The 26,395-nt window shown below is 63.3% G+C and carries 23 protein-coding genes; 13 read left to right on the plus strand and 10 right to left on the minus strand.

Going from position 1 to position 26,395, the window contains the following annotated elements; translation table 11 throughout:
- Positions 1–376 precede the first annotated feature (376 nt).
- Complete coding sequence (locus OVA06_RS09435; protein WP_268157794.1) at positions 377–571, plus strand: hypothetical protein; 195 nt, start codon at positions 377–379, stop codon at positions 569–571.
- 181 nt (positions 572–752) lie between these two features.
- Here the strand turns inward: OVA06_RS09435 and OVA06_RS09440 are convergent, their stop codons facing one another.
- From OVA06_RS09440 to OVA06_RS09460, 5 genes are all read right to left on the minus strand, one after another.
- Positions 753–4,214, minus strand: coding sequence for an Ig-like domain-containing protein (locus OVA06_RS09440; RefSeq protein ID WP_268157796.1), 3,462 nt, complete (start codon positions 4,212–4,214; stop codon positions 753–755).
- Positions 4,215–4,930: 716 nt separating this feature from the next.
- The gene (locus tag OVA06_RS09445) at positions 4,931–5,692 is read right to left on the minus strand and encodes an SDR family oxidoreductase (RefSeq protein ID WP_268157798.1); all 762 of its coding nucleotides are present in this window, start codon (positions 5,690–5,692) and stop codon (positions 4,931–4,933) included.
- A gap of 31 nt (positions 5,693–5,723) precedes the next feature.
- Positions 5,724–6,620: an amidohydrolase family protein gene (locus OVA06_RS09450; protein ID WP_326493576.1), complete on the minus strand. Its 897-nt coding sequence runs from the start codon at positions 6,618–6,620 to the stop codon at positions 5,724–5,726.
- Positions 6,617–8,605 (minus strand): acetoacetate--CoA ligase, encoded by a 1,989-nt coding sequence (locus tag OVA06_RS09455; protein ID WP_268157800.1) that lies wholly within the window; start codon positions 8,603–8,605, stop codon positions 6,617–6,619. Before OVA06_RS09455 ends, OVA06_RS09450 begins: the two co-directional genes overlap by 4 nt.
- Before the next feature lie 44 nt (positions 8,606–8,649).
- Positions 8,650–10,002 carry an MFS transporter gene (locus OVA06_RS09460; protein ID WP_268157802.1) on the minus strand — a complete coding sequence of 451 codons (1,353 nt, stop codon included), beginning with the start codon at positions 10,000–10,002 and terminating at the stop codon, positions 8,650–8,652.
- Between the two features lie 42 nt (positions 10,003–10,044).
- Between OVA06_RS09460 and OVA06_RS09465 the strand changes: the two genes are divergently transcribed.
- Positions 10,045–10,467 (plus strand): PEP/pyruvate-binding domain-containing protein, encoded by a 423-nt coding sequence (locus OVA06_RS09465; protein ID WP_268157804.1) that lies wholly within the window; start codon positions 10,045–10,047, stop codon positions 10,465–10,467.
- 1,088 nt (positions 10,468–11,555) lie between these two features.
- Here the strand turns inward: OVA06_RS09465 and OVA06_RS09470 are convergent.
- The 3 genes from OVA06_RS09470 to OVA06_RS09480 all read right to left on the minus strand — a co-directional run bounded on the left by OVA06_RS09470 (position 11,556) and on the right by OVA06_RS09480 (position 15,076).
- The gene (locus tag OVA06_RS09470; protein WP_268157806.1) at positions 11,556–12,830 is read right to left on the minus strand and encodes an MFS transporter; all 1,275 of its coding nucleotides are present in this window, start codon (positions 12,828–12,830) and stop codon (positions 11,556–11,558) included.
- A gap of 47 nt (positions 12,831–12,877) precedes the next feature.
- Complete coding sequence (locus OVA06_RS09475) at positions 12,878–13,444, minus strand: cyclophilin-like fold protein (protein ID WP_326493577.1); 567 nt, start codon at positions 13,442–13,444, stop codon at positions 12,878–12,880.
- A 600-nt stretch (positions 13,445–14,044) separates the two neighbouring features.
- On the minus strand, positions 14,045–15,076 hold the full coding sequence (locus OVA06_RS09480; protein ID WP_268157808.1) for an alpha/beta hydrolase: 1,032 nt from the start codon (positions 15,074–15,076) through the stop codon (positions 14,045–14,047).
- A gap of 690 nt (positions 15,077–15,766) precedes the next feature.
- Between OVA06_RS09480 and OVA06_RS09485 the strand changes: the two genes are divergently transcribed.
- The 4 genes from OVA06_RS09485 (at position 15,767) to OVA06_RS09500 (ending at position 18,997) form a co-directional block, all read left to right on the plus strand.
- A complete protein-coding gene (locus OVA06_RS09485) occupies positions 15,767–16,789 on the plus strand; it encodes an SDR family NAD(P)-dependent oxidoreductase (protein WP_268157810.1) in 1,023 nt (340 codons plus the stop codon).
- Between the two features lie 58 nt (positions 16,790–16,847).
- Positions 16,848–17,612 carry a hypothetical protein gene (locus OVA06_RS09490; protein ID WP_268157812.1) on the plus strand — a complete coding sequence of 255 codons (765 nt, stop codon included), beginning with the start codon at positions 16,848–16,850 and terminating at the stop codon, positions 17,610–17,612.
- A complete protein-coding gene (locus OVA06_RS09495; RefSeq protein WP_268157814.1) occupies positions 17,605–18,099 on the plus strand; it encodes a DUF6644 family protein in 495 nt (164 codons plus the stop codon). The genes OVA06_RS09490 and OVA06_RS09495 overlap by 8 nt, the downstream gene beginning before the upstream one ends.
- Before the next feature lie 127 nt (positions 18,100–18,226).
- Positions 18,227–18,997, plus strand: a complete 771-nt coding sequence (locus OVA06_RS09500; RefSeq protein ID WP_268157816.1) for an SDR family NAD(P)-dependent oxidoreductase — start codon at positions 18,227–18,229, stop codon at positions 18,995–18,997.
- 97 nt (positions 18,998–19,094) lie between these two features.
- Here the strand turns inward: OVA06_RS09500 and OVA06_RS09505 are convergent, their stop codons facing one another.
- Positions 19,095–19,457: a hypothetical protein gene (locus OVA06_RS09505; RefSeq protein WP_268157818.1), complete on the minus strand. Its 363-nt coding sequence runs from the start codon at positions 19,455–19,457 to the stop codon at positions 19,095–19,097.
- 152 nt (positions 19,458–19,609) lie between these two features.
- Between OVA06_RS09505 and OVA06_RS09510 the strand changes: the two genes are divergently transcribed.
- From OVA06_RS09510 to OVA06_RS09520, 3 genes are read left to right on the plus strand one after another with little or no spacing between them, the layout of a single operon-like run.
- A complete protein-coding gene (locus tag OVA06_RS09510; protein ID WP_268157820.1) occupies positions 19,610–19,795 on the plus strand; it encodes a hypothetical protein in 186 nt (61 codons plus the stop codon).
- Between the two features lie 26 nt (positions 19,796–19,821).
- Positions 19,822–19,971, plus strand: a complete 150-nt coding sequence (locus OVA06_RS09515) for a hypothetical protein (RefSeq protein WP_268160743.1) — start codon at positions 19,822–19,824, stop codon at positions 19,969–19,971.
- The gene (locus OVA06_RS09520; RefSeq protein WP_268157822.1) at positions 19,931–20,314 is read left to right on the plus strand and encodes a hypothetical protein; all 384 of its coding nucleotides are present in this window, start codon (positions 19,931–19,933) and stop codon (positions 20,312–20,314) included. The genes OVA06_RS09515 and OVA06_RS09520 overlap by 41 nt, the downstream gene beginning before the upstream one ends.
- Before the next feature lie 863 nt (positions 20,315–21,177).
- Here OVA06_RS09520 and OVA06_RS09525 read toward each other — a convergent pair.
- Positions 21,178–22,392: an MFS transporter gene (locus OVA06_RS09525; protein WP_268157824.1), complete on the minus strand. Its 1,215-nt coding sequence runs from the start codon at positions 22,390–22,392 to the stop codon at positions 21,178–21,180.
- Positions 22,393–22,975: 583 nt separating this feature from the next.
- On the opposite strand from OVA06_RS09525, the gene OVA06_RS09530 reads away from it, so the two are divergent.
- From OVA06_RS09530 to OVA06_RS09545, 4 genes are read left to right on the plus strand one after another with little or no spacing between them, the layout of a single operon-like run.
- Entirely contained in the window at positions 22,976–23,989 is a 1,014-nt protein-coding gene (locus OVA06_RS09530; RefSeq protein WP_268157826.1) for a fumarylacetoacetate hydrolase family protein, read from the plus strand.
- Positions 23,990–24,031: 42 nt separating this feature from the next.
- Positions 24,032–24,907 carry a hypothetical protein gene (locus OVA06_RS09535; RefSeq protein ID WP_268157828.1) on the plus strand — a complete coding sequence of 292 codons (876 nt, stop codon included), beginning with the start codon at positions 24,032–24,034 and terminating at the stop codon, positions 24,905–24,907.
- A complete protein-coding gene (locus tag OVA06_RS09540) occupies positions 24,904–25,191 on the plus strand; it encodes a hypothetical protein (RefSeq protein ID WP_268157830.1) in 288 nt (95 codons plus the stop codon). The genes OVA06_RS09535 and OVA06_RS09540 overlap by 4 nt, the downstream gene beginning before the upstream one ends.
- Before the next feature lie 33 nt (positions 25,192–25,224).
- Entirely contained in the window at positions 25,225–26,352 is a 1,128-nt protein-coding gene (locus OVA06_RS09545) for an FAD-dependent oxidoreductase (protein WP_268157832.1), read from the plus strand.
- Positions 26,353–26,395: the final 43 nt, after the last annotated feature.

A 26,395-nucleotide genomic window follows, 5' to 3' on the forward strand; every position in this document is an offset into this window, starting at 1 on the left:
GCCGGTGAAGATTGGAATTTCCCGCCCCTGGACCGCTTTCTCCGGGACTGCATCACTGCGGACTATTCAGCTGATTATGGCCTCACCAACGATGAGATGTATGGGCTATATGTCAGCTGGTGCGTCCTTCAGCTGCAGACACCACAACCCAGCGAGCCCTTCTGGCACGCGATGTCCGCGTTGCCGCCGTGTGCACACCGACGAAACCACGATGGAACCTTTTGGCCGGGACTCAGGATGACCGGACCCGCTGCCGTGGACTACATCCTCACGAGCAGACCCTTGTTGTCCTGATAGCCCCAACTTGCCAGCCCCGCACCCCAAGGGGAGCCTCTGCTCCCGGGCTTGCCCACGCCCCCTGACTTGAAAGCTCCCAATGCCCTCTGATCCGGACACCTTGAGTTTCGCGCTGACGTATGGCGGAACCCTGACGGTGGCGCTGCTCATGCTCCTCGGACAACTGGCAGCGGTCAGCATTCTTTTGATCCTCGCGGGAACAGTCGCATTCGTGGCGCACTCTGTGAAAGCCATTGCACGATCCATCAAAAGGCCCGGCAGGACTCAGGCGTAGTTCCCTCGACTGCCGGCGCAGGCCTGCGCCCCCGCCACGTCCGGCACGCATTGGCCCTTCGGCAACTCGCTCCGGCTGCCCTGATCGCGACGGTGGGCAGCAGCGCCCTTACCCACCATTTTCGGACGAAACGAGGCCCCCTCGGGACGCTTTTGAAGGGGGCCCCGTTGCGTTCAAAGTCCTACTTACCGGCGGCGAAGCTGCTCACGCACTGCCCTTGGTTCCTGTACACGGGCGAGGGGCTCGTTTTCCAGCCATCGTTGAAGCATGCGTCTTTACCGGTAGACACCGCCACCCGGTACTCCTTCATGGTTCCGTCCGGGGCAGTCACGGTGACTGCCGCCGTCGGGCTTTCCGCCGTTGCCTGCCGAACCGTCACCTTGGCGTTCGTGTCCAGCGGGTAGCCGACGACGGCGGGAGTCGCCGTCGAGGTCAGCGACCGGTAGCTGGTGGTTCCGGGGTCAAAGCCAACAACTGATGCCTGGTTGACGAGGAGCCTTCCGAGATCGGCGAGCCCGGCGTCAGCCAGGCGGGTTCCAACGATGGCCACCTCGGCGACCTTGGTGTACGAGGCCGTGGTCACGAAGGACACCCTGACGCCGCGCGTGGTCACGGGATCGAAGGAAACCGTAGTGGGTGATGTGATCGAGAGGCCATTCACGGTCCCCACCGATGTGTCTTTCCATGCGCCGGCGGCATCCTGGTACTGGACCTTGAGGCTTGTTGCAGCCTTCTCCGCAGACGTGACGGTCACTGACGAGACGGAGTACTCACGGGCGAAGCCATAGCTCAACGAGTCACCTGCACGGCCGCCGCTCACCCAGTTGGACCAGCGTGTGGATGGGTTGGCATCGCAGGTGTTCCTGGCGATGTAGGAGCCTTCGGTGTAGGAAGCTGTGGCTGTCGTGGCGGGGTCGTCCTTACAGATGTTGGCTACAGGAACGCGGTCCACCACAATCACGGTCAGGGTTGCCGGGAGCCCGTTGGCGGTTCCGGCAACTGTCACCTTACCCGGGGCTTGCAGCGAGGACTCGGCCACGGAAGACCAGTCCCAGCTGACGGACAGCGGGTTCCGGGCAGGCCCATCCGCGATCTGGCCAGGAACAGTAGCGGGAGCCGAAGCCTGCACGGCAGCCAGCGATTCGCCAACACCAACAGTCACTGAGACGGGATCGGTAGCAATGTAGGCACCCACGGTGATGGTCAGGACAGCTTCGAACGTCTGACCGTACGGGTCCACGCCGGAACCGTATACCGTCACTTTTCCGGCTTTCTGCCAGGAGGCAGCGTCAACGGGCGTCCACGTCACGGCCAGCGGTTTGCCGGGGCCGGCCTCATAAACGGGAGTGACGGTGGCGGGCAGAACGGGAGCTGTCCCCACGGGCGTGCTCATCTCAACGGGCGAGACACCCAGCAGCTTCAGATCGGCGATGTCCGTGAAGGCCCATGCCTGATGTGGGCTAGCCAGAGCTGTTGCAGTGGTGCCCGTTGAGGAGGCCAGGGCAACTGGTGTCCCAGCCGCTGTTTGGTTCCCAGAAACCTGAAGGGCAATGGCAGCCGCGGCATTCACCAGGGTCCACTGCTTGCCGTTTTCCGAAGTCACTATCCACTGTGCAGAAGGAGTGGCCTTGGCCTGCTCCAGCGTCAGGGAAGCAAGCGAAGCCGCCCCGCCCTGGCTGCCGTTCAGCACGCCTCCGTTGCCGGTAAGAACCCGCCCGTCCGCGCCGGTAACAACCCAGCGGCGGTCGTTGGCGAACTCGTTGCCGGAGTTCACTGCTTTGAAGGTCCAGATCTGCGGGGAAACACCCGCTGCATCCGTGCCAAGATCCTGGATCGATGCGCCGGTGCCGGAGCCCGCAGTCAGGTACTTGCCGCTCGCTTCGCCGCTGAGGTGGTAGCTGTGGCCGTCCTGCACAGGTGCGGCATCGTCCGAAACTCCACTGACGCCGTCGACGACGAACGTCACCACGGACGCTGCAGGAACTTCAAGCGTCGCGGACTTCATCGCGGTATCCACGGCCACCGGGGTGCCCTCGACCAAGGCGTTCTTCTCGATGTCGTCCAGCGGCGACTTGGTGGTGACCACAGGCGTGACCTTGGCACCGGGCGCGATGCTCCCGAAGCGGCTAAGGTCTATGGTGACCTTTTCCGGCGTCGGGGTGTCATTGAAGTGGACCAGCGTGGCACCGTTGCCGTCGGCCCGGAGGGCGCTGGCGGTTTTGGGGTCGTTGTTCTGGATGAGGAAGTCGCCCGGCCGGATGTAGTGCGTGAAGTTCCGGGTGGTGTTGTATTTCTGGTTGGTCAGGACCTTGCACTTGGCGGCGTCCGGGGTGGCGCCATCGTTGATGCGGCGGTTCGAGTAGCCTTCGCGGCCCGCGTAGTTGCAGTCGAAGTCGACGTAGATGGAGCCCCAGCCCTTGTCTGCCTTCTCCTGTTTGTACGTGTCCTCCACGGGCTGCCAGAACACCCAGGCATTGGGATCGAGTTCGCGAAGGTCATTGACCATTCGGCTCGCGATGCCCAGGCCGTTGGTGATGTTGGAGCGGTCCCAGCCGCTGGTTGAGTCACCCAGGGCGGGGTTTCCAGTCCAGAAACCGCCCACCTCACTCATCCAGAGCGGCTTGTCCGTGGAGCTTGCCAGGTCCCGGACACGGCGGCGATCGTTGGTCCCATACGTGTGGACGTTGAGCTGTGCCACGGCGTCTTTGGCGTCCTGGCTGTAGCCGTTCCAGTTGGTCATGAACTTAGTGGGGTCGGTCTCGTCCATCGCGGAGATAACCGCGTCAGTGCTGCCCTTCGCCAGCTCAGCGGCGAGCAGTTTGGTCACGCGGTCCTGGGCCGCCGGGTAGATCAGCGCGCCCTCCTGCTTCTGCGTGTAGGTGGTGGGTGGCTTCCCGGTGGCCGCATTGATGTCAGTGCCCCAGTAGCCGGAGTTGGGCTCGTTAAAGGGATCGATGGTGTCCACCTTGATCCCGCTGCCCTTTTCAAGAAGTTCGACGGCGTGGCGCATGTAGGCGGCGAACTTGCCTTCCGCTTCGGGCAGCAGATTTTCGCCCTTGGCGGTGTTGACCTGCCCGGACACGTAGCCGCTCTTGGTCATGAACCACGGCGGCGAGTTGCTGAACGCTTCCCAGTGCGTGATCTGCTGGTCCTGGGCCAAACGCTCCACCCACCAGCGCTGGTTCTGATCGGCATCGGGGTTGAAGGACGCAGGATCGTCCGGGTTCCAGGCCTTGAGGAAGGCGAGTTTGTTGGCCTGGGTCTTATCGACACTTCCGTCCGGGCTATACAGGTCCGACGCCGGCTGGCCGGGTGTCGCTTCAGCCACTGGCTTCCACCAGCCCTCCACTGCGCTGCCATCGTTGAGGTAGTCCTTGACGTCCGAGGCATTGCCGCCGCCCACGTTGTAGCGGGCAATATTAAGGTTCAGGCCGTCCTCACCAAAGACCTTCTGGTACAGCTGTTCGCGCAGCTCCGGTGAGTATCCCGCGGTCGCATTCGCGAACCAGACAAGGCTGGTGCCCCAACCTTCAAACGCTTCGCCGCGGCTGGCCGGGTTCGGGGTAATGGTGACGGCAGTTGAGTCTGCTGCCTTGGCTGCCGGAGCTGCCGGCAGGAGTGCCAAGCCGGCGGCTGCGGTCACGGCTGCTGCCAGGGCGGCGACTGGCCTTCGGATTCTGTGTGCTGATATCGCCATGGAGGGACCTCATCGTCGGGGTGTCGGGTGCTGTGTGCCGGGCGGTTCAGGAAGGCCGGGCACCCCGAGACTATGAGCCTGATGCCGGCGTCACAATACACTCGAACATGCTCGAACAAGGTTGATCCGAACCGTTCTGAGTACATCCGCCGGAACCGCGCTCATGCCAAACCTGGCCAAGCCAGGCCCCGCGGCGCAGCGCCCTAAGGCCTACCCTCGAGCCGCGAACAGCCGCGGAACGCTGTGCCCGAGGTGGGACTCGAACTGTCTTCCGGGCCTTGCAACTACTTGGGAGCCGCGCAAACATGCGCAATCCGGAGCAGTCCAAAGGCATTACGAAGCAGTCCGCGACGAAAAGTGTGGACATTGTCCACGCGTTCAGAAGGGGTAATTCAGAGGCAGGTTCAAGCCAACAGCAGGTCCACTGTCGATGATCGAAAACAAGCAAGAAGGGACCCAAAAGGAGCCGCTCCTGCTACGGAACCGCCTTTTCGCAGGCAAGGCAGCCGGGACGGTGGTAACAGCGGGAGCGACGTGATGGCCCAAAACCAGCGCACAGTGAGCACGCCCTCATTCGTACCAGAGCTGCCTGCCCGGCGGGACAGCTTGGAAGGGGCGTTTATATCCGAGGCTGAGGCGTGTGCGGTGGGTCTTGGCACTCCTTAGACTGCGGCCTTGGAGTCGCCGTCGATGGGGAACATCTGTCCGGAGATGGTGCGGGCGTGCGGGCCGGCGAGGAACATGACCAGTGCGGCGATGTCGTCCGGGTTGATGAACTTCTTTACCGACTGGTTGGCCATCGCGGAGTCGATCTCTTCCTGGACGCTGCGGCCGGGAACGGAAGCGCGGCCTTCGAAGACGCTCATGATGCGGGGGCCGTCCACAGCTCCCGGGTGGATGGTGTTCGAGGTAATGCCGAACGGGCCCAGTTCCATGGCCAGGGTCTTGGCGAAACCGACCAGGCCCCACTTGGTGGTGGAGTAGGCAACCCGGTTCGGATAGCCGAAGCGGCCGGCCAGGGAGGACATGGTGATGATGGACGCAGCATCGGATTCCTTGAGCAGCGGGATGGCCTGCTGGGTCACATTGAACGTGCCCTGCAGGTTCACGCTGACGACGGCGGCGAACGCGCCGGCGTCGTATTCCTCTACTGGAGCGGTGGGGCCAGCAATGCCGGCGTTGTTGATCAGCACGTCCAGCCCGCCCAGTTCTTTGACGACATCAGCGAACAGGGCGGCGACGGCATCAGGATTGCTGACGTCTGTGACGGATCCGGTGATGTTCTCGAATTCGCCGGTGACCGCGTTGACGGCGTCGGCGTCGATGTCGGCGATGTGGACCTGGGCGCCGGCGGCAGTGAAGGCCTTGGCGGTAGCTAGGCCGATCCCGTTGGCACCGGCGGTGATAAGTACGCGTTGTGACATTGTTGTTTCCTCGTCCGTAGTTGGGACAGGCTCAGGCGCCGGCGAGGCCAAGTAGCCGGATGGCGTTCTCGCGCATGATCAGCGGCCGGACTTCGGGCTTGATGGGCAGATTCTCAAAGTCGGCGATCCAGCGGTCCGGCGGGATCATCGGGTAGTCGGAGCCGAACAGGACTTTGGTCCGCAGGAGTGAGTTGGCGTACTGCACCAGCTGCGGCGGGAAGTATTTCGGGGACCAGCCGGAGAGGTCGATGTAGACGTTGGTGTGCCGCGCCGCGACCGCCAGCGCCTCGTCCTGCCAGGGAAAAGAGGGGTGGGCCATGATGATCTTCAGGTCCGGGAAATCCACGGCCACGTCATCGAGCACGATCGGGTTGGAGTATTTCAGCCGGATCCCGCCAGAACCCGGCATTCCGGACCCGATTCCGCTCTGTCCTGTGTGGAACAGCGCAGGAACCCCCAGTTCCTGGATGGCCTTATAGAGGGGATAGGCCAGGGGATCGTTCGGGAAGAATCCCTGCAGGTTGGGGTGGAACTTGAAGCCTTTAACTCCGAATTCCTTCACCAGGATTTTCGCTTCCCGCACACCCTCTTCCCCGCGGGAGGGGTTGATGCTGGCGAAGGGAATAAGGACATCCGGATGCGCTGCGGCCTGGCGGGCAATCTCACGGTTGGAGATGGGTGGATGCCCGGTCTGGGATTCGTGGTCAACGGTGAAGACCACGGCGGCCATGTTGCGTTCGCGGTAGTGCGCGGCCACGCTGTCCACGTTCAGGGGTTCGTGGGAGGTGCGGAAATGCTTGCGGGCGGCTTCGCGGAAGTCCTCAGGCATGTCGGTGTGGCCGTGGCCGTCGGCTTCGATGTGGACATGCATGTCGATGGCGACGAGGTCGGGAATATTCATGGGAACTACCTTCCTGGTAGTAGTCATGCGGCGAATGCTTCCTTGATGAGCCGTACTGTCTCGCCGACATCATCGGGTTTCACCAGGACGCCTGGGTCCAGGGCATCGCCCAGCACGGCGCCCTGGATGACGCGCTTGAGTGGGATTTCGAGCCGCTTTCCTGAAGGGTTGCGTGGAATGCTGGGGACGAAGACGACGTCGTCCGGAACGTGGCGGGGCGACAGTTCCGTCCGCAGGGCACGCCGGACAGCGGACTCCAGTTGTGCCGTATCGGCACCTTCCTGGGCTTCAACGAGCAGCGCGAGACGGCCCATTCCCCCGGCGGGATCCTCAAAGTGCAGCACCATGCTGTCGTTGACCTGTGGCAGGCCATCGAGCACTGCATAGAACTCTGCCGTGCCCAGGCGCACGCCGCCCCGGTTGAGGGTGGCGTCGGACCTGCCGGAAATCACCCATGTGCCACGTTCGGTCTCGATGAGCCAGTCGCCGTGTCGCCAGACCCCCGGGTACGCGCTGAAATAGCTGTCGGTGTACCGTTCGTTGTCCCTGTCCCCCCAGAAGAACACCGGCATGGAGGGCATGGGTTTGGTAGCCACGAGCTCGCCCGCCGTGCCGTGCAACGGATGTCCGTCCCGGTCCCAGGATTCCACTGAGACGCCCAGAGGCCGGCAGGACATTTCGCCGGCGTAGACGCCGGTCAATGGGCTCGCGCCCAGGAATGCGGCGCAGATATCAGTACCCCCGGAGGTGGGGGCAAGCACCAGGTCCGGGCTGACGTCGTCGTACACCCACCCCGCAACGTCCGCCGCGAGCGGCGAGCCGGAGCACTGGATCTCGCGGAGGCGGCTGAGGTCCCACGTCTTGCCGGGTGTGAGGCCAGCGTGGGCGCAGGCCGCGAGGTAGGCAGATCCCGTACCAAGGTACGTGGCTTCTGTCTCGGCCAGCACCGCCCACTGGGACCATTCGCCGTCGAGCGTTGGCCAGTTGGGATCCCCGTCCATGAGGACGACGGCCGCGCCGGTCAACAGGGTGGAGACGCCCAGCGTCCACACCATCCAGCCGGTGGTGGTGAACCAGAATGCCGTGTCCGTCGGGCCCATGTCGAAGTGCAGACCCATGGCTTTGAAGTGCTCCAGCAGCAGACCGCCGTGCGAGTGAACGATCGCTTTGGGCTTGCCCGTGGTGCCGGAGGAGAACAAGACGGTCAACGGGTGGGAGAACGGCACGGCTTCGAAGCGGATGTCGGCGCTCTCACGGGTGAAGTCTGCATAGGCAATGGTGTTGGCCGGAAGTGCGCAGTCCGGATCGAGGTACGGCAGAAGCACCACTTGGGTCTCAGGCAGTTCCATCCGGACCCGTACCAGGTCCTCCGCCCGCGAAAGGTCCTTCTTGCCCCACCGGTAGCCGTCGATGGCGATGATTAGTTTCGGTACCAGCTGGCTGATCCTGTCCACTACGGACTTGGGGCCCATTTCCGGCGGGACGGAGCACCAGACGGCGCCCAGTGCCGTGGTGGCCAAGTAGGCCGCTAGGGTCTGCGGGATGTTGGGCAGATAGCCGGCAACCCGGTCCCCCGCCACGATGCCGTGGCGGATCAGGCCCTGCTGGATGCGCCCGATTTCTTCCAGGAGCCGGCCGCCGGTCCAGTCGGAACTGCCGGCGGTCTGGCTGCGGGACTTGACCATAATGTCGTCCTGGCGGGCACGGACCGCGCGGACAGTGTGTTCCGTGTAGTTGATGGTGGCGCCGGGGAACCACTCCGCACCCGGCATGGTCCGGTTACCCAGAACTGCCTGGTAGGGGGTGTGGGAGATGATTTCGAAGTGGTCCCAAACTTCTGCCCAGAATTCTTCGAGGTTGTCCACGGACCACTGCCAGGCGTCCTCATAGGAGGCGAACGTCCTGCCGGTCTTCTGCTCGACGTCGGCCAGGAAGCGGCCCATCCGGGAGCCGGGCCATTCCTCACGTTGGGGGGCGGACCGCAGCAGGGTACCGGTTTCAACTGAACGCATGCGTTTTTCCTTCTATGTCTTGACGTCGAGAGTGCGGGTTCCGATTACGAGGCGGGTGTGGAGGGGGCGAGGGCGGTGTCTGCAAGGGCAGGCGGCCGGGTCCGCTTCAGCGATACACCCAACGAAACAATGCACAGGGCGGAAGCCGCCAGCGGGATGGCGAAGAGGAAGAAGATCCGCTCCGGCTGCCAGCCGCCGGAAATCAGGTAGCCCACCAGGATGGGGGCAACAATGGACACCAGGCGTCCCAGACCGATCATCCAGCCGATACCAGTGGCCCGTGCCCGCGCGGTGTAGACGTCGGGTGCCACTGCGTAGAAGCCGGCGATCCCGGCGGTGGTGAGGATACCAAGGAACAGAGCAACCACGACGGCGACGCTGACCTGGGTGAACACCACGCCGAAGAGCAGATAGGCGGCGGCGGCGAGGCCAAGTGCCCAGACAAGCAGCGGGCGGCTGCGGTATTTGATGGCGAGGCCGCTGAAGATGAAGCAGCCCAGGATGCCGCCGGCGTTGGCGATCACGCCGATCGTCACGCCGAGGGAGTCATCACCGGAGGCAGCGGCCACAATCTTGGGCGTCCACGTGTTGGCGAAGTAGTACGCAGCCACCAGGCAGGCGTAACCGATCCAGAGGGCAAGCGTACGGAAGCGGGTGGGGCGGCTTAGGATCTCAGCTACGGCGCCCTGCTGGCGGACGGCGGCAGGGAGGGCGGGCAGGTCAGCCAGGGCCGGGCGGCCGATCTGGGCAAGGATGCCATTGACCCTGGGCAGGGCATTCTGCGGACGGCGGGTGAGGAGGTAGTCAAGTGACTCGGGCAGGAAGCGCCAGGAGATGAGGAGCATCAGGACCGTCAGGGCAGCGCCCACCACGAAGACGGACTGCCAGCCGAACACGGGAATCATGGGTCCGGCCACAAGCCCACCCACGGTGGCGCCGATCGGGTAGCCGGCGGCGTAGATGCCGATGATGGTGCCGCGGCGCTTGTCCGAGGAGTACTCAGAGACCAAGACGTTCAGGTTCGCCATCATTCCGCCCACACCGAGCCCGGTGATGATCCTGAACGCCATCAGCTGGACAGCATCGGCGGCAAAGACGGAGAGGACCATGCCTGCGCTGATAATGACCAGCGAGATCAGGGCCAGCTTCCGGCGGCCGATCTTATCCGCGACCGGAGTCAGGAAGATCGAGCCCGCAGCCATCCCGAACAGGCTGGCGCTGAGCAGGAAGCCGAGCGTGACAGGGTCGATCCCCCATACTCTCGAGAGGCTGGGAGCTGCATAGGCCATGACGGCCACATCGAATCCGTCGATGAGGATCAGCGTCAGTGCGATCACGACGGCCATTACCTGGAATCGGGTCATCCGCGACTGGCGGATCTCGGTTAAGCTCGGCACGTACTACGGGGCACCCAAGCCGGGCGAGCTGGCCTGTCGGTGGTGGGCGGCGAGGTGACACCAGACCGCTTTGTCGTGGACAAGGTGGGCCTCGGCATCGCCGACAGGACTTTGGGTAACAAGATCATTGAATACCGCCGCGGTGACGCGCCGGTGGACGTTCCCGCCGATCGCCGGGACGTGCTGTGCCTGCAGGACAATGAGGTGGTGGCTCTAGCGACGCTCGGCAAGAAGCTGGAACGGATCCACCAGGCGCCTCAGGACATCGAGTTCGCCGTGGACGAAGAGCTCCCGGAGGGCAGCAACCTGATCCTGCTCCAGTGCAGGCCGGAAACAGTCTGGTCCAATGCCAACCGCAAGCCGGCTTTTGACGCCACGGCGGGCATGATGTCCTGGATTACCGGCAGCATCTCCGGCGCAGCCACCCACCCTGCACACGCGCACGGGGCCTTACACCAGCACTGACGCGTAATACCCCTGCACCATTACAGCCGGTCCGGTCATCCACAAGATGACCGGACCGGTCTCGATCGTGCAACTGCACGTCGGTACGTCCCCTACAGCCGCGTGGGCAGGAGAATCAGCACGGACGAGGCATGGCAGCGACTGTGTGACGGCAACGAGCGTCACAGGAGAGTCGCTGCCCTGAACCAGAACGCCTCCCGGCGGCGTCGTGACCGGGAAAGTTACTGCAAAGCAGAGGAGTCCGTCAAAGACGATAGCGATCGGGTCGCCCACCCCCTGCTCGACCTGAAGAGGTAAACACGCCGAGCCATCAAGTCTTAAGTGGAAGGAGCCCGCCGGCCACAGAAACGGCCACCAACGAAAAAGGGCCCCCGCAAGGGCCATCGGTGAACAGTTCGTGCACACTCGGAGGCACACAAGGCCCTATACATGGAAAACACGTGCCCGAGGTGGGACTCGAGCTACACTCCGATCCTTAAACATTGGGAACTGACGAAAACATAAGCAATCCGAGCCAGCCCGGCGCTAGAAAGCACGATCCAACGTGAATAGTGTAGACATTGTCCATACCTCCCAAGCGGCCTATTTCCACAGTCCTTCCACGGAACATAGCCCTAGTGGGGGCTTCATCTGGGTCTCCACTTACTAACTGTGGTGCTTTGGCTCCCCCTCGCTGCGGTTGAACCAAGGCTCTCCGTCGAATTCAGCATCCATGAAGCCGCCGGCCGTCATGTTGACTAGCCTTGGTGCATGTAGATCTGCGGGTACAAACTTGTCATCGTCCGGATGCCGGTAGAGATGTTCTTGGCGTGCTCTGCCGCGTGCTCGCTAAACAGTCGTTCCATTGCCGCTGATCCAGTTTGAGCGCGGTCTGCTGCTCCCTGCAGGACCGCTGCTATGACAGGCCAAGGGATGGAATCGTCGCCGTCTCGGGCGATGGACCTGCCGCCGGGCTACTGCACGACGCCAGCAGCATGGAGGCTCCAAGGCTAAAGGTCAGCAGGGCAGGCCGGCATATGGGGACAGACTTCATGGGGTATTCCTCTGAGTTTTGGAACGGGAGAGCAGCGGAAGATGCCGATGTCCTGCTACGCGGGGAAGGCTGTGCGGCGTCCGGCAAGAGCGGATAAGAGCGCGACGGCGGCAAGTCCCACCAGGGCAACGGGCAGGACCAGCCCGTCGAAGCTGCTGATCACCATCGCGCCCGCCAGGCCCGCGGCGAAGATGGCCAGGTTGAAAGCGACGCCGAGCATGGAGTTGGCCACGTCGGCGTTTTCGCCGCTCGCGGCGCTGATGGCCGTTTGCAGCTGGGCTGCCGCGCCGCCAAAAGCGATACCCCACAGGATGATGGCTGCAAAGACTGCCACCGCTGACGCCTGGCCAACGATGAAGATCACTCCGGCCACGGTGAAGGTCCCGAGGCTGAGCAGGACCATGCGCCGAACGCACTTGTCGATGACCGCAGCGGTCAGCGCGATCCCGGCGATGGCGGCCGCACCAAACGTCAACAGTGCGGCCTCGACCGGGATATCCACGCTTGCGGCGCGCAGATACGAGCCGATGTAGGTGTACATGATGTTGTGCCCCAGCATCCAGCTGACGATGACTCCGAGGATGACCGCAACGCCGGGGATGGCCAGGACCCTTCCGAGGGGTACCCGCGTTGCAGCACGTTGGCCGGGAGCATCCGGGACCAGGAGTGCCGCCAGCAGCAAGGTGAGAACCGTGAGGATGGACAGTACGCCGAAGGACCAACGCCAGTCGAACGTCGTTCCGATCCAAGCACCGAAGGGCGTTCCCACTGCCAGGCCCACCGGTGTTCCTATGGACGCGACGGATAAGGCCCGCCCGGCATGTTTGGGGGCCGTGATGCGGCGGGCGTAGCCAGCAAGCATGCCCCACAGCAGGCCGGAAAATGCACCGGCCAGGAGTCGAGCTACCAGGGAGAGGACGATGTCAGTGGAGGCAGCTGCCGTGAGGTTCGCTGCCAGGAATCCGAGGATACCCACAATGAAAACGGGTTTCCTCCGCATACCCCGAGTCAAGGCTATGGCGGGCATGGCAGCAACAACGGTGCCCAGGGCATACGCACTGACAAACTGCCCCGCTGTCCCTTCGGTGACGTCCAGTTCCGCAGCGATCTGAGGCAGCAGGCCGGCGGGCATGGTTTCGGTGGCAATTAGGACGAATCCCATCAGGGCCATGACCAGCAGGGCCGCCCAGGGAAACAGCTCTGCCGGGGCGGCAGGATCGCTTTCCGGCGCCGCGGCCTCCGAATCCCCATACGTTCCGAGGTCTTCATAGGGCAGGCTGTCGACGGGCGCTTGGCCGAGGTCATCTTGGAAGTCTGCTCGGGTCAACATGGTTCCGTTCATTGGTGGAGAATTCGGGGTGCTGCTGCGTTGCAAGCTCACCTCGCGGCAGTCAATGTGGCGGTGAACTCTTCCGTTTGGTCCCGGATAGGACGGAGGTCGTCGAACGATCCAATTCCCACGATTCCGCGTGCGTTCCCGACGTGCTCGTAATAGAGGACGATGGCTTGGTCTGGCGCGTAGTAGCCGATTGCCAGTGGATCAGCGCTGTCGCCGGCGGGGACGCCGTCGAGCGGGAGTGGCTCCGGCAACACTGCGATCTTTTCCTGCCCGCCGTAGTCCCTGAACGAGAGCGTGACGGGAAGCATCCCCGCCAGGGATCGTGCAGTTGCGTTGCCGGAAAGCCTACCTGTCACGACCCCGCCACCGATATCTATGGTGATCGGGGTGCTGTCCGCAACATTTGCGGAGGACGGGACAGGTGAAGGCTGCGACGGCGATCCGTGGGTCTCCGTGGACCCTTCCATCGGGGAGGACGCCGGTTCATTACTGGGGGCCGGGCGATCCGACGGGGCGCCGCACCCCGCCAGGGGCAACGCCAGCACGCACATCGCCGCCAGGGCCAGTGTCTTCAGGTGCATGGGAGAGGATCCGTTCCAAATCATGAAGGTGGGACCATTCCAGCAAAGCACCTGGCGAGAATGTGTAGGAGCCCCTGTCGTGAAGGGTACTGGGAGGGACCCCCAAATAACCGAGTCAAAGCCCCTGCCGCGCGTGGCCACTCAGCGGCCGTTGCCGGCAGGTAGGGAACGGAGTCCGCCTCGTCGGTCGAGACGTGTTACTGAGGTGCGGAAGTCTCCCTCATTTGTCTGGACACTCCAGAGAGTTTCGGTTAGTGGCACCTGTTAGTGCGCAGGGTCACCTCCGCCGATCCTCAACGGAAACCTGCGCTGCCTAGTTGGATACCGTCGGGCGCTGGGGCGGCATGGAGCACCTGGTCAGACCAGTAGGGCATGGTCACAGTCCCGGGCCATTGAGTGGCCAGCCAGTTGTCTGCGGAGGCGGTCAAATCCCGACCAGCAGCGGCGGCCCGGAACATAACTCCTTGGCGATCACACCGCCGACTCCGCTGGTGGGCGGAACCAGGAAATTGCGGATGATACCGAATTCCGCGGCTGCCTCCCCGCGCGGCCGACGTCCGCGTTCTTAGGCTGGCAGCCGGTGAGAGGCGCGCGCCGCGGGACGGCGCGCGCCACCTGCCTTGGTTAGAGCTGGGCCCGGAAGAAGTCCGTGAGCTTGTCGAAGGGGATGAGACCCACGCGGTCGTAGAGGTCTACGTGGCCGGCTCCTTGAACCCAGAAGAGTTCTTTCGGTCCGGTGGCGAGGCGGTAGGCCTCTTCGCTGAACTCCCTGGAGTGGGCCTGGTCGCCGGCGATGAACAGCAGCGGCCGCGGTGAGATCAGGTCCAGGTCGTTGAACGGGTGGAAGTTCATGAACTTGGTGTTGGTGGCCAGGGCGGGGTGAGTGGTGGTGTTCGGGTGGTAGCCGCGGGCGGTCCGGTAAAAGTCGTAGAACTCCCGGTCCACCGCCGTGGATTCTGCCGTGAGCTCGTCCGGGGTGCCGCCGGTGTACTCGATGGCGCCGCCCGCCGATTCGACGTCGCGCTGCGCAGCTGCCTGCACGATGAAGGACTTGCGCTGTTCCAGCGTCACGGACTTGTTGAGCCCGTCGCGGTTCGCTGCGCCCATGTCGTACATGCTCACCGTGGCAATCACCTTGATCCGGGGATCAATCTTGGCAGCGCTGATCACGAAGCTGCCGCTGCCGCAGATCCCTATTGCTCCAATGCGTTCCCTGTCCACAAAGGCCTGAGCGCGCAGGTAGTTGGCGGCGGCACTGAAGTCCTCGGCGTAAATGTCAGGAGAGACCGAGTTTCCGGGCTTGCCGGCGCTCTCACCCCAGAACGATAGATCGAAGGAAAGCGTTACGTACCCCTGCTCGGCCATCTTGGTGGCGTACAGGTTGGCACTCTGTTCCTTAACTGCACCCATGGGGTGTCCAACCACGAGTGCCGGGTGAGTCGTCCCACCGTTCAGATTGTTGGGGACGAAAAGGTTGCCCACAACCTTCATTTCGTACTTGTTCTTGAACGATATCTTCTTCACGGTGACCTGATCGCTGGTGTAAAAGTTGTCAGCCCCATTCGAGGTGTCGCCAGGCTCCAGGCGGTTGCGGGAAGCAGTCGGCGCAGCCAAAGCTGGCCCGGCCGCGGCCAACCCGGACATGCGGCTACCCATGGTGCGGCACCTAGGTGTCACCGCTGCCGCAGGTGGAGCCGTCTATCTATTAGCATGCTTGCACCAATCGTGAGGCGCTCGTGGCGACGGCTCCTTCATCGCCGGCAAACAGCAGCCTTCGTTCCACCGTCGTTCATGGCCTGCAGGGCCGCCCAACCGCCGGCACTGGTCGGCCCTGCTGCTCATCACAGGGCCATACGAACGCGCGACCGCTGCGGGACCGCAATGCCTGTTGGGATCCGAGAAATTATCCGCGAAATCATGAAGACCTCCCTGCGGTGTCCGTCTGCCACATCCAAGGACCCTTTATCACCGCGGCGCGGGGGTCCCTCTTGGTACCCCCCTCGACAGGGACTCCCGGGCTTTCAATTCTCGCTGTTGAATCTGATGTGTAGACCTCGGAACGACCCGGAGACCTCCACGATGCGGACAGCCCACAACAGCCGACGGCGCCCTAATCGCGCTGGCGCTACACCTCGCGGGATGCGGCCCTGCGTCATCCCCGGTGAGCCCGGCTCCCGTGCAAACCAAGGGCGGGTCGTAGAGCCTGAGAGTCAGGCAGATGGCAACTCTCCTTCTCGAAACCGACCTGCCAGGACCGGCGAGACCGAAGCCATCGACCGTATCGAGCTGCTGGACCGGCAGCAGCTGACCATAGCCGTCGTCGGCTGAGCAAAGGAATTGATGAGAATGACGCCTAATGCGATTCCCTGTACCAGGCGCAGCCTCCTGCTAACCGGAACGGCGCTCGGCGCAGTGGTCCTGGCCGCCTGCACCAGCGCTCCCCCGCAGAACGCCTCGACGCCTGCGCCTACGGGAACTCAGCCCGACCGCCCTCCAACATCCGGAGGCGACGTCGGGGCCCAGGGCGGGCTGTACGGCGTCGGCGTCTACAACACCCGACAAGTCGCCGACGAGCTGGCTTGGATCCACGAGAACATCCACCCGCTCGCCGGCGACACGAAGCGCATCCTCATCACCGGCTCCGCAGCCGGTGCCGGGCAACTCTGCGCGGCATATCTCCTCAAGCGCGGGCACACAGTCGTCGCCCACGCCCGCAACGTTCAACGCGCCGCCGACGTCAGGCGCGACCTGCCGGGCCTGGAGCACGTAGTGACCGGCGATCTGCTCGACCTCGACGAGACGAGAGCGCTGGCCGGGCAGATCAACGCCCTCGGCGATTTCGACGTCATCATCCACAATGCCGGCGAGTACGGGCTCCCCGACGGCGATCTGCTCAACTCCAACTCCCTCTCGCCCTACCTGCTCACCGCGCTGGTGACCCCGCCGCAGCAGTTGAGCTACCTCACCTCCGACCTGCACCTCGGCGGAAGCGTCAGGCTTGACGAGGTGCGCTCGGGCGGCGGCATCAGTTACGGAGACAGCAAGCTGCACGTCGCGATGATCGCCACGGCAGCGGCCCGACTCTGGCCAAGTCGGCAGGTGAACGCCGTCGCGCCCGGCTGGATCCCAACGCTGATGGGCTTCCACAACGGGAACACCAGCACGCCCGACAGCCTTCGCGACGGCTATATGACTCAGGTTTGGCTGGCCGAGGGCGTCGAGCCCGGCAGCGACGTCACCGGTGAGTTCCTCTTCCACCAGCAGGTCGAGACGCGCGTGAACGAACTTGTGCACGACCCTCAGGCGCAGGACCGGCTGCTGGCCGCCTACGCCGAGCAGACCGGCGTCGCGTTCCCCTCGGAAAGTTGAACACCGGCCCAGGCTCACCAGAAGAGAGCCGCACCGCCCACAGAGAGGATCGACGACTTTGAGCGTCTCCACCCACACCGACCGTCCACTCCGCCGAGGCCTTCTGGCCACGGCAGCTCTCCTCGCCGCCGCTGCGATCACATTGGTTCCGGTGTCACCGGCCGCCGCGCACCACGGCTGGAGCGGCTTCGAGACCAATGAACTCGTCTACATCGCCGGCACCGTCTCGTCCGAGGGGACCTGGGGCGATCCGCATTCGCTTTTTGATGTGAGACTGGATGCCCAGCTTCCGGCCAGCACGCCTGATCTGCCGATCCCCGATGAGCTGTCGGGACCGGAGGACAGTATCAGGGTTGAGGCGGCTCCCACCTATGACGGCCCCCACGACGAGCTTGAGGTCATCATCGCTCCGCCGTGGTGGTCGAGCAACAACGGATTGAACCGCTCCCTGGAGGTTGGAGAGCGCTTCCAGGGCGTCGGGTACATCAACAGTACCGATGACGGCCTCTTCCGTCCGGTCGCGTTCTGGTACGGCGACGATCATGCGCCCGTTAACCAGGTGATCGGAAATACGCTCCCGGTCAGGGCACCACTGCCAGGGCATGCTAAGGCCGGCGACGAGCCTGTCACCGTGCCGTCAACCGTGGAGGACCCAATGGAGACGGACTCTCAGGCAAACGATACCGACATCGCCGACGCCAGCGGCCCGCAGACATGGGCAGTCTGGGCGGTATTCGGTGCCGTCCTCGTCGTCGCGGCCGCCGGCGGCGTCCTCTACATACGCCGCCGTAACCGCCAGGATAATCGGAGCCAGGATGCCTGAATGGCTTGAACAGAACCTGCGCTGGCTGCAGGATTCCGTGCTCGGTGATGCCGTGCGCTCCACCCCCTTCATGTATCCGACGCTTGAGAGCCTCCATATCCTCGGACTCGCAGTGCTCGTCGGCCCGGCCTTTGCGTTCGACCTCCGTCTCCTGGGCGTGGGACGTGCGCTGGTATCCGTCACGAGGGCCGCGCGTTACCTCCTGCCCGTGTCCCACATTGGACTGGCCGTCGCGGTCGTCACGGGCATCCTGCTGTTCAGCGCGCAGGCTGTCGGCGTCGCTGGCTCAGGTGCCGCACCGTGGAAACTCGGGCTCCTGCTCCTGGCCGGTCTGAACGTCCTCGTGTTTCACCGCGGCGTCCACCGTCGAGTCGACGAATGGGCGGCCGCCGACGTGACACCGGTCGCTGCCCGCGTCTCGGCGGTCGTTTCCATGACGACATGGACGGGCGTAATTTTCGCTGGACGGTTCCTGGCCTACGTCTGATGGCTCGTTCCATCTGGCAGCGCGGCACAGAATCTGCCGAACTGAACATCCCTGCTGCTCCCGCCGGTCGGCTGGCAACGGACCCCACCGACATCATCGACGCCCACCACTGTTAGGAGAGAGAGAAATGACCCAACTTTACTACGACTTCACAGGCGAGACCGCCTTCGTCACCGGCGGCAGCGCCGGCATGGGCGAGGCCACCGTCCGCGCCTTCGCCGAGTCCGGCGCGAACGTCGCCATCGTCGACCGCGACGCCGACGCTGCCATGGCTCTCGCCGACGAGCTGACTGGTAAGGGCTTCAAAGCCATCGCAATTCCATGCGACGTCACTATCGAGGATCAGGTCGCCGCCGCCGTCCGCACCACCGTTCGGGCCTTCGGGAGCCTGGACATGGCGTTCAACAACGCCGGCATCATGCTGCCCCCGGTTGACTCGGCCGACGAGACCGAGGAGGCCTTCGACAAAATCGTCGCGGTCAACCTCAAGGGCGTCTGGGCCTCGATGAAGCACGAGCTGAAGCAGATGCGAGAGCAGGGCTCCGGCGCGATCGTCAACTGTTCTTCCCTCGGCGGCTTGGTAGGCGGAGACGGCCGCAGCACCTACCATGCCACCAAGCACGGCGTCATCGGTGCCACGAAGAGCGTCGCCCTGCAGTACGGGAAGCATGGCGTACGCTGCAATGCCGTCTGCCCCGGCACCATCGAGACCCCGATGGTGGCGCGTATGGCCGACGGCGGCGAGCTCGACCGCGACCAGGCCGCCGCCGGCGTGCCGCTGGGCCGCCTCGGCCGACCCGACGAAATTGCCGCTGCGGTCCTCTGGTTGTGCTCGGACGCAGCCAGCTACGTCACCGGCGCAGCTCTGCCCGTCGACGCCGGCCACACTGCCCAGTAACCCCTCCGCCTAGCGCCTGACGCCGAAGAAGCCCCGAATCCAGCCGGATCCGGGGCTCTTCCTTTGTCGCGCGTGGTGTGTATTCGCGCGGTGGATTTCAGGGAACGTTGTGGCCCGCGGCCTGGATGAGTCCGTAGCACTCGCTGCGCGTGAGCAGGATGTCGGAGCCTGCCGAGGCGTCGACGATGCGCTGGGACTTCGTGGTGCCGGGGACCACCTGCATCACTGCTGGGTGCCGGGTAGTCCTCGCCACCGCGATCGCCGTCGGTGTCACCTGGTACTTGCCCCCGAGGCGGTCTAGCTCGGCGTTCAGCACCGGGTAGTCCGGCGAGCCGGGGAAGACCCCGTCCTGAAAGGCCTTCTGGAACGGCGACCAGGCCTGCAGTGTGATTCCGCTGATCCGGGCATAGTCAACCAGCCCGCCGCCGTCGCGGGTGATCAAGTCGTCGAATCCGGTCATGTTCGACGACAGTCCCTGGGCGAAGATCGTGGAGTGGGTTCCAGGCCGGAGTCGCAGCCGGTGCGGAAAGGGAGTTGCGGCGGGCAGGCCTGCAGCTGCTCCCCGGATCAACGGACGATGATTCTTCGCGCGAGCCGGAGCTCGCAAAAGCCATGATCGACCGCAGAATCAGCGCGCTGATGATGATGCCCGACGGAAACGAACGCAGCTACCTCACACCAGACCACCTTTTCGGCACTCCCGTAGTTTTCGTCGGTCGTCCCGCTGAAGGCATCGACGTTGATGTTTTGATTACCGACGACGACCGGGGGTCGAGGAAGCAACGAAGCACCTCCTAAACCTTGGCCACCGTCGAATAGCTGCCCTGGCGGGTAGAAGTGACTCCTTCCGGGCCAGGCAGCGACTCAGCGGCTGCAGAGCCGCCCTGACAAAGAACGGCGTCGCCCCTGCTCCTGAACTAATTGTCGACGGCCTTGTCACCTCGGAGCAGGCCCAGCAGCCATGTCCGGCCTAATGCGGCTCCCCTCTCCCCGAGCGCAGCCCTGGCACTGAACCTCGGCATCAGCACCGGAGTGCTCCTGGCCCGTATCGACAACCAGCGCAAACTGGCCTACATCGCGTTCGATGAAACGGAACTGTCCGCTGGAATGCATATCTCAGCCGTCGTCCGCGACCCGGAAGAAGTCGGCAGACAGGCTGCCCTCCTCGCCAGAGTCACCGAGCCGAACGATCCCGCCCGGACGGTGACCCTGCCGAGTCGCCTGATCAAACGCGGCTCAGGCGAGATTCCGCACCAAGAGACTTCAGCGGTCGGCCGTAGCGGGATGCGTCCCCGCCCCGCTTCCGTCACCGGCTGAGCTGGAACCCACGTGCCAAGGAGGAACCATGCCGGCCGAAACCCGTCCCGTCCCCGCTGACAACATCTTGGCGGCTGCCCGAGTGGACATGGAATACCGCACCAACCTCACGGCCGCCCGGCATCACCTGGAGAGTCTAGTGAACGCGTTTAGTGGTGCAGTCTGCAGGCGTGATGTCAAGGACCTAAACGAACTCATGGTCCCGTACAGTTAGGCTGGACGGCCAACTGTAAAGTAGAGAATCGAACCAATCAGGATCATCGATGGTTCGGGCACGCCACCGATACCGTTCAGACTGTTAGCAACCTCAGCCTCCGGTTCGGGGAAAGTGCAGTGCTGTACAGGGCCACCTACCAGGATTGGGATACAGAGTGGCTGCCCCATTGCACTTCGATTGACAGATATACCGGTCATCTCAAGGCAGAGTCCCAGGTCTGGCGCTGGGAAGGACACCAAATCACCAAACTGAGCGGCCTTGCTGGCAACCACGAACCCACTCCGCAGGCGACTGCCGTGCGAAATCACGGACAAAATCAATTGCAACCGCAGTCTCACGGATTGGCTTCTGCTTCCGGCTGATTACGGGTCCTCCGGGATCACAGTGACTTATGGAGCGACTGCATGTGGAAAAGCAGGCCCCAGCTCCCATGAGTAAGAGGTACAGCGCAACCTGACAACTGGGATCTTGACTTCCTTGTAGGACGAGCCTAGAAATTGACCTCCCTTTCCCCCGCAGAGGATGAGGTCAGGGGTCGGCTGCCTGGCCCTGTCCAGAGAACAAGGCCAGGCGCGACTACGGAGGTAAGGATCAGGCGGCTCCGATGCCGAGCTGCAGCAGGTCTGTGCCGAGGATCAGGTTGCCCTCAGACAGTGATGGACTGCTGCCGTGGACGGGCTATGGCGACGGCGACCGCCGCGACTGCAGAGAGGGCGCCTAGGATACCCATGGCTATCGGGAGCCCGTTGACCGCTCCCGCCGCGATTCCGAGGGCGACGGGTGAGACAAACTGCCCGATGTAGAGGGAGCCGGTCCAGACGCCGGTGCCGCGGCCCCGCTGCTCGAGCGACAAATCGGACAAAGCCCATGTCAGCAGGGAGGGCAGCAGAAGCCCGGTGCCGGCGCTGGTCACGACGGCCCCGGCCAGCGCGACAGGCACGGAACCGGCGATTGCGACGATGGTAAGGCCGGCGGCAGCCAGTCCGAATGCCACTGGGAGGAGGCGGCCGGTGCCGGCGCTGGAAATATAGCGAAAGGCAAAGGCTCCCGCTGCGGTGGCTAGTGAAGCCAGTGCGGTGCCGGCTCCGATCACTCCAACTTCGGTCACACCCAGGTTTGAGAGGACGTAGGGCAGTTGGACGACGAGGGCGTAAAAGACAATGCCGCCGAAGAGGGTTACCGCCGAGGGAACGGCTACCTGCCGCCACGGCACCGCAGACTTGGCGTGATCTTCGCTGCGGTGGATGGGTTCGCGCAGGACGAGTGCCATAGGAACAGCGATGATTGCTGCGGCCAGGTATAGCCAGAAAGGCATCCGCCAGCCTTGGCTGCCCAGTGCACCGCCAAGAGCGTAGAAGGCAGTCGCCGCGAGAGTAGCGACGAGAACCTGCATGCCGAGGTATTTGTCGCGCTGTTTGCCGGAGTAGTAGTCGGCGATAAGCGTCGTGCAGACCGTCATGATCGCCGCTTCGGCGATGCCAACGCCGACACGTGACGCGAGGATTGCTGGCAGGGAGTCGAGCCACAGGGGTGCTGTCCCAAAGATGGAGTAGACGAACATGGCGACGAGCAGAAGCATTTTGCGGCCAACTTTGTCCGCTATCGCCCCTGCAAATGGTGCCAGCAACGCGATCATCAATGCGGGGACGGTGAGAACCACCGGCACAAGTATCTGCGCGCCGGGAATATCAGCGAAAGCTGATGTCATTGACGGAAGCACCGGGGCGAGAAGCACGGCGCCGAGGACCGGCATACAGCTGCCGGCGAGCAGGAGGACTGCCGGCAAACGCCCCTCGGAGGTAGCCTCAGAAAGATCCAGCGCCTTTTGCGGTGTTGTGGCAGGACTTGAAAGTGGCTTCATCTGATTTTCCCCTTCGAAGAATCAGGTTGCATTTGGGAGGGAAATCCAAGTCTTTCTTCGGGTATTGGGAAGATGGTCGGCGCGCACGTCGACTTCGTGCCCACCGTGCAGTGCCATTGCTTGGGATTTGCGTCCTTGCCCATCGAGAGGGTGACGTACGGCACACTTGGAGGTTCTGATTTTTGCTGTTGCATAACTGACTTGTCAACATGTTGCCAAGATTGCCATGCATTCGATACGGGACTAGCGCGATGTACGGCAGGACAGCCGCCCGCGTGGTGCGCATTGACGGATCCCGCCTCACGCTGGCGGGGTGCCGACTCGGAGCGCGCTGGCGCCCCTGTGGCTACAAAGCCGGGCTCATCCGCGACACTGCAACGCGTGTTCTCAGGTGGCAAAAGAGGCATGTATTGCGTCACATCATCACCCTCGGCCGCGATTGCGGACCATCAACGGACGGCTAGGCCCGGGTAGCCGGCCTGCCGTCTGGAGCCACGAAGGAAATCGATTGACAACATGTTGCTAATCTAGCAAGATGTTGTCATGAGGGTATGGATGTGCCCCAGGACACAAAGGAGTGGGTATGAGCGATAGCCCTGTTGGCCTCGCCGAAGGAAGCTTCGGTGTCGCCCGTCTGCGAAACAGCGAGGGTGAATTCCCGGCGATCGTTCGCCCGGATGGCACCGTGCTTGACCTGTCCACGCAATATATTGATACGCATGCTGTGTTTGCCGACTGGAACCAGGCATTTGCCCGGCTATTTGACCTAGCCGGGTCACCTGCAGTGACCGGTGAGTACGCGAGCTACCGCGCTCTTCCGCCGCTGGCACACCCGAACCTCATGGGGGCAGGGCAAAACTTTAAAACGCACACCGCGCAGATGCTGACCAAGAACAAGTTCAACCAGCATAAGAGGCTGCCGGGAGAGACCGACGAAGTCTTCTACGCCCGGAATCTGGAGCTGATGGAGGAGCGATCGCGCACCGGCGTGCCCTTCTTCTGGACCGGTCTTCACTCTTCCCTGGCCGGGGCCGGCGACGACCTTGTACTGCCGCTCATCGGGGAGCAGCCCGACTGGGAACTGGAGCTGTGTGTCGTTGTAGGCGAGACCCGGCGGTTTGTATGCCCCGAAGAGGCCGATTCAGCGATCGCCGGGTACATGATCATGAACGATATTGGTACCCCTGACAATTTTCGCCGGACGGATATCCATTTCGGATTCGACTGGATCGGCAAGCACCAGCCCACGTTCAAGATCGCAGGACCCTTCGTTGTGCCAAAGGAATTCGTGGATCCGGCCAAGGTACAGATCCAGCTTGATCTGAACGGGACGCGGATGCAGGACTGGCCGGCCGGCGACATGATCTTCAGCCCCCAGCAGTTCGTGACCTACGCATCCGAGCGAGTGAACCTGATGCCTGGTGACCATATTTTCCTGGGTTCGGCTCCGGGCAACGGCGCTCACCATAACCGTTTCCTGCGACCCGGGGACATTATTGACGCCAGCCTTACCGGTCTGGGCCGCCAACGCAACCTTTGCGTGGCAGAAGACACCAACGGGCGCACCCCGGTGTATCCCTCTTACCCGTCCGATTAGCAGCAGCTGGACTCTGCCCGTTCTCAAGACAAGGAAGTCACAATGGCCGAACTCGTGTACATCGGGATCGCCCCGCACGACCCAACTCTCCCCCACCAGGTCGCCAATGCAGACGCCGGACACCCCGTCTTTCGCCGGATCCGGGATGACTATGAGCGTGTCCGTACATCATTGGCCAAGGCGCAGCCGGACCTCCTCGTGATGGTTTCCGGTGACCACTTCAACCAGTGGTTCTACAACAACATCCCGACCTTCGCCGTGGGGAAAAGCAGACGCAGCGAAGGACCTTTTCAGTGGGAACGAGAAGTGTACGGCCTTGGGCCGTACAAGGCCCCCGGTCATCACGACTTCGGGCGTTACCTCCTGGAAGCATTGCTCTCACGGCAGTTCGACCTTGCGGCATCCGATGACTACCGCATCGACCACGGCTTCACCGTTCCTCTCCAGGCGCTCCGTCCGGAACAGGACATCCCCGTCGTCCCGCTGTGGGCAAATGTCCTGGTCCCCCCACTCCCCCCAGGCCAGCGCTACTTCGAATTGGGCGTGGCGCTGCGCGAGGCAATTGCTGCCGCACCGGGTGATCTGCGTGTCGCCGTCCTGGCCACAGGGCACATGACCAATTCGGTCGGCGGACCAGCCATGGACCGCTTCACCCGCGAACCCGTCACAGCCTGGGATCTGCGAACCTGGGAACTGTTCACCAACGGCCGGGTCGATGACCTGCTGCCGGAGTGCACCTGGGACAAACTCTACGAGCAGGGAAACGGCACCCCGGGCTTCCTGGTGCATCTCGTCGCCTGGGGAGCAGCCCGCGGCGCCGTCCCCTCGTGGTGCGACCTCACCTCATCACCAGCCAGCTTCGTCAATACATTCCTGGAATGGGAACAGGAAACCATCACTCAGGGAGGACCCCGGTGAGCATCTACGGAATCAACTCAGCGCTTTGGGGCGTCTACACCTCCCCTGAAAACGGACAGCAGCTCCGGGAGCAGCCTGACGACTATATCGCTCGGTTTGACCTCACCCCGCAAGAAGCGACCGCCATTACCGCCCAGGACTATGCGGCACTTCTTGACATGGGCGCTCATCCTTTCCTCATGTACAAGATGGCTCTGCGCCTGGAGGGACGCTTCAGCATCGAGTTCCTCCAGCGCTACCTAGGGCGCCTGCGCGGCCACCAGCTACGCGACATCGTGACCTGACCATCTGCAAAACCATGTCAAGGGAGACAGTGCATGCCCACCATTAGAAAAGCCCTCATCGTTGGCGGGGGCATAGCAGGACTTACCGCCGCCACCACCCTGGGTCGCCGCGGAGTTGCCTGCGACGTTGTGGAACTCCGTGATGAGCCCGCCGGCGCAGCCATCACCATCCAGAATCGAGCCATCAACGCGCTAAGCGAGCTTGGACTCCTCGATCAACTGCTCGAAGCAGGAGCAGTCCACCCGCAAAGGGACATCTTCCGCTACCTGGACGCAAGGGGCGAGGTCATACCAACGCCTCCGATGCCGCCCGAGCCTGAAAGCGGACTGCCATCAGCTGTTGCCATTCATCGTGTCGAACTCGCACGCATCCTCCGAGCCGCTGCAGAAGAGGCCGGCGCGGTGATTTACAACGCCACGACGGTCAAAGAACTCGTACAAAACGATGACTCGGCGACCGTTACCCTCTCCGACGGGACCACCAAGGACTACGACCTGGTCATCGCTAGCGACGGCGTTAGATCGGCTACACGGTCCATGGTGTTCGGCGACTCGGTCCAGCCGCAGTACACGGGCACGACCATGTTCCGGTGGATAATTCCCGGCGTCCCGGACCTCGGACCGACAGGTTTCTACCAGGCCTCCAACCTGGTGGTCCTGGTCCGGCTGCGCGATGGAAGCATCTATCTCGCCACCGGACGCGACTACGACCAGCCGCCCCGGTTCACGCAGGAAGAGGCCCGCCACGTTGTTCGTGAGAACTTGGAGCAGTTCGATGCTCCCCTGACCCGGGAACTGCTCAAGCGCCTGGACGACAACTCCCACATTGTCATCAATGACTACCACTGGCTGATGCTTCCCGCCCCATGGTTCAAGGGCCGAGTCCTGGCCGTCGGCGATGCAGCCCATGCCACGACCGCCCATCTCTCATCCGGTGGTGCCATGGCTATCGAAGACGCCGTCGTCCTGGGTGAAGAAATTGATGCTGGGGGGAACGTGGAGGACATCCTGTACCGCTTCATGAACCGACGCTTCGAACGCACCAACCTGGTGGTCTCCACCAGCGTCGAACTCGGCGAAATGCTCAAGCGGGGAGCACCCGCGCCCGAGCAAAACGCCCTCCGAGCACGAGCACTGGGCGCGCTCAGGGCCCCCTTCTGACTGATGACAACGCGAACCGGATAGATCCCAGTGAACTTTCACC

Origin of the sequence: Pseudarthrobacter sp. SL88, from assembly GCF_026672455.1 — a bacterium.
Lineage (GTDB): Bacteria > Actinomycetota > Actinomycetes > Actinomycetales > Micrococcaceae > Arthrobacter.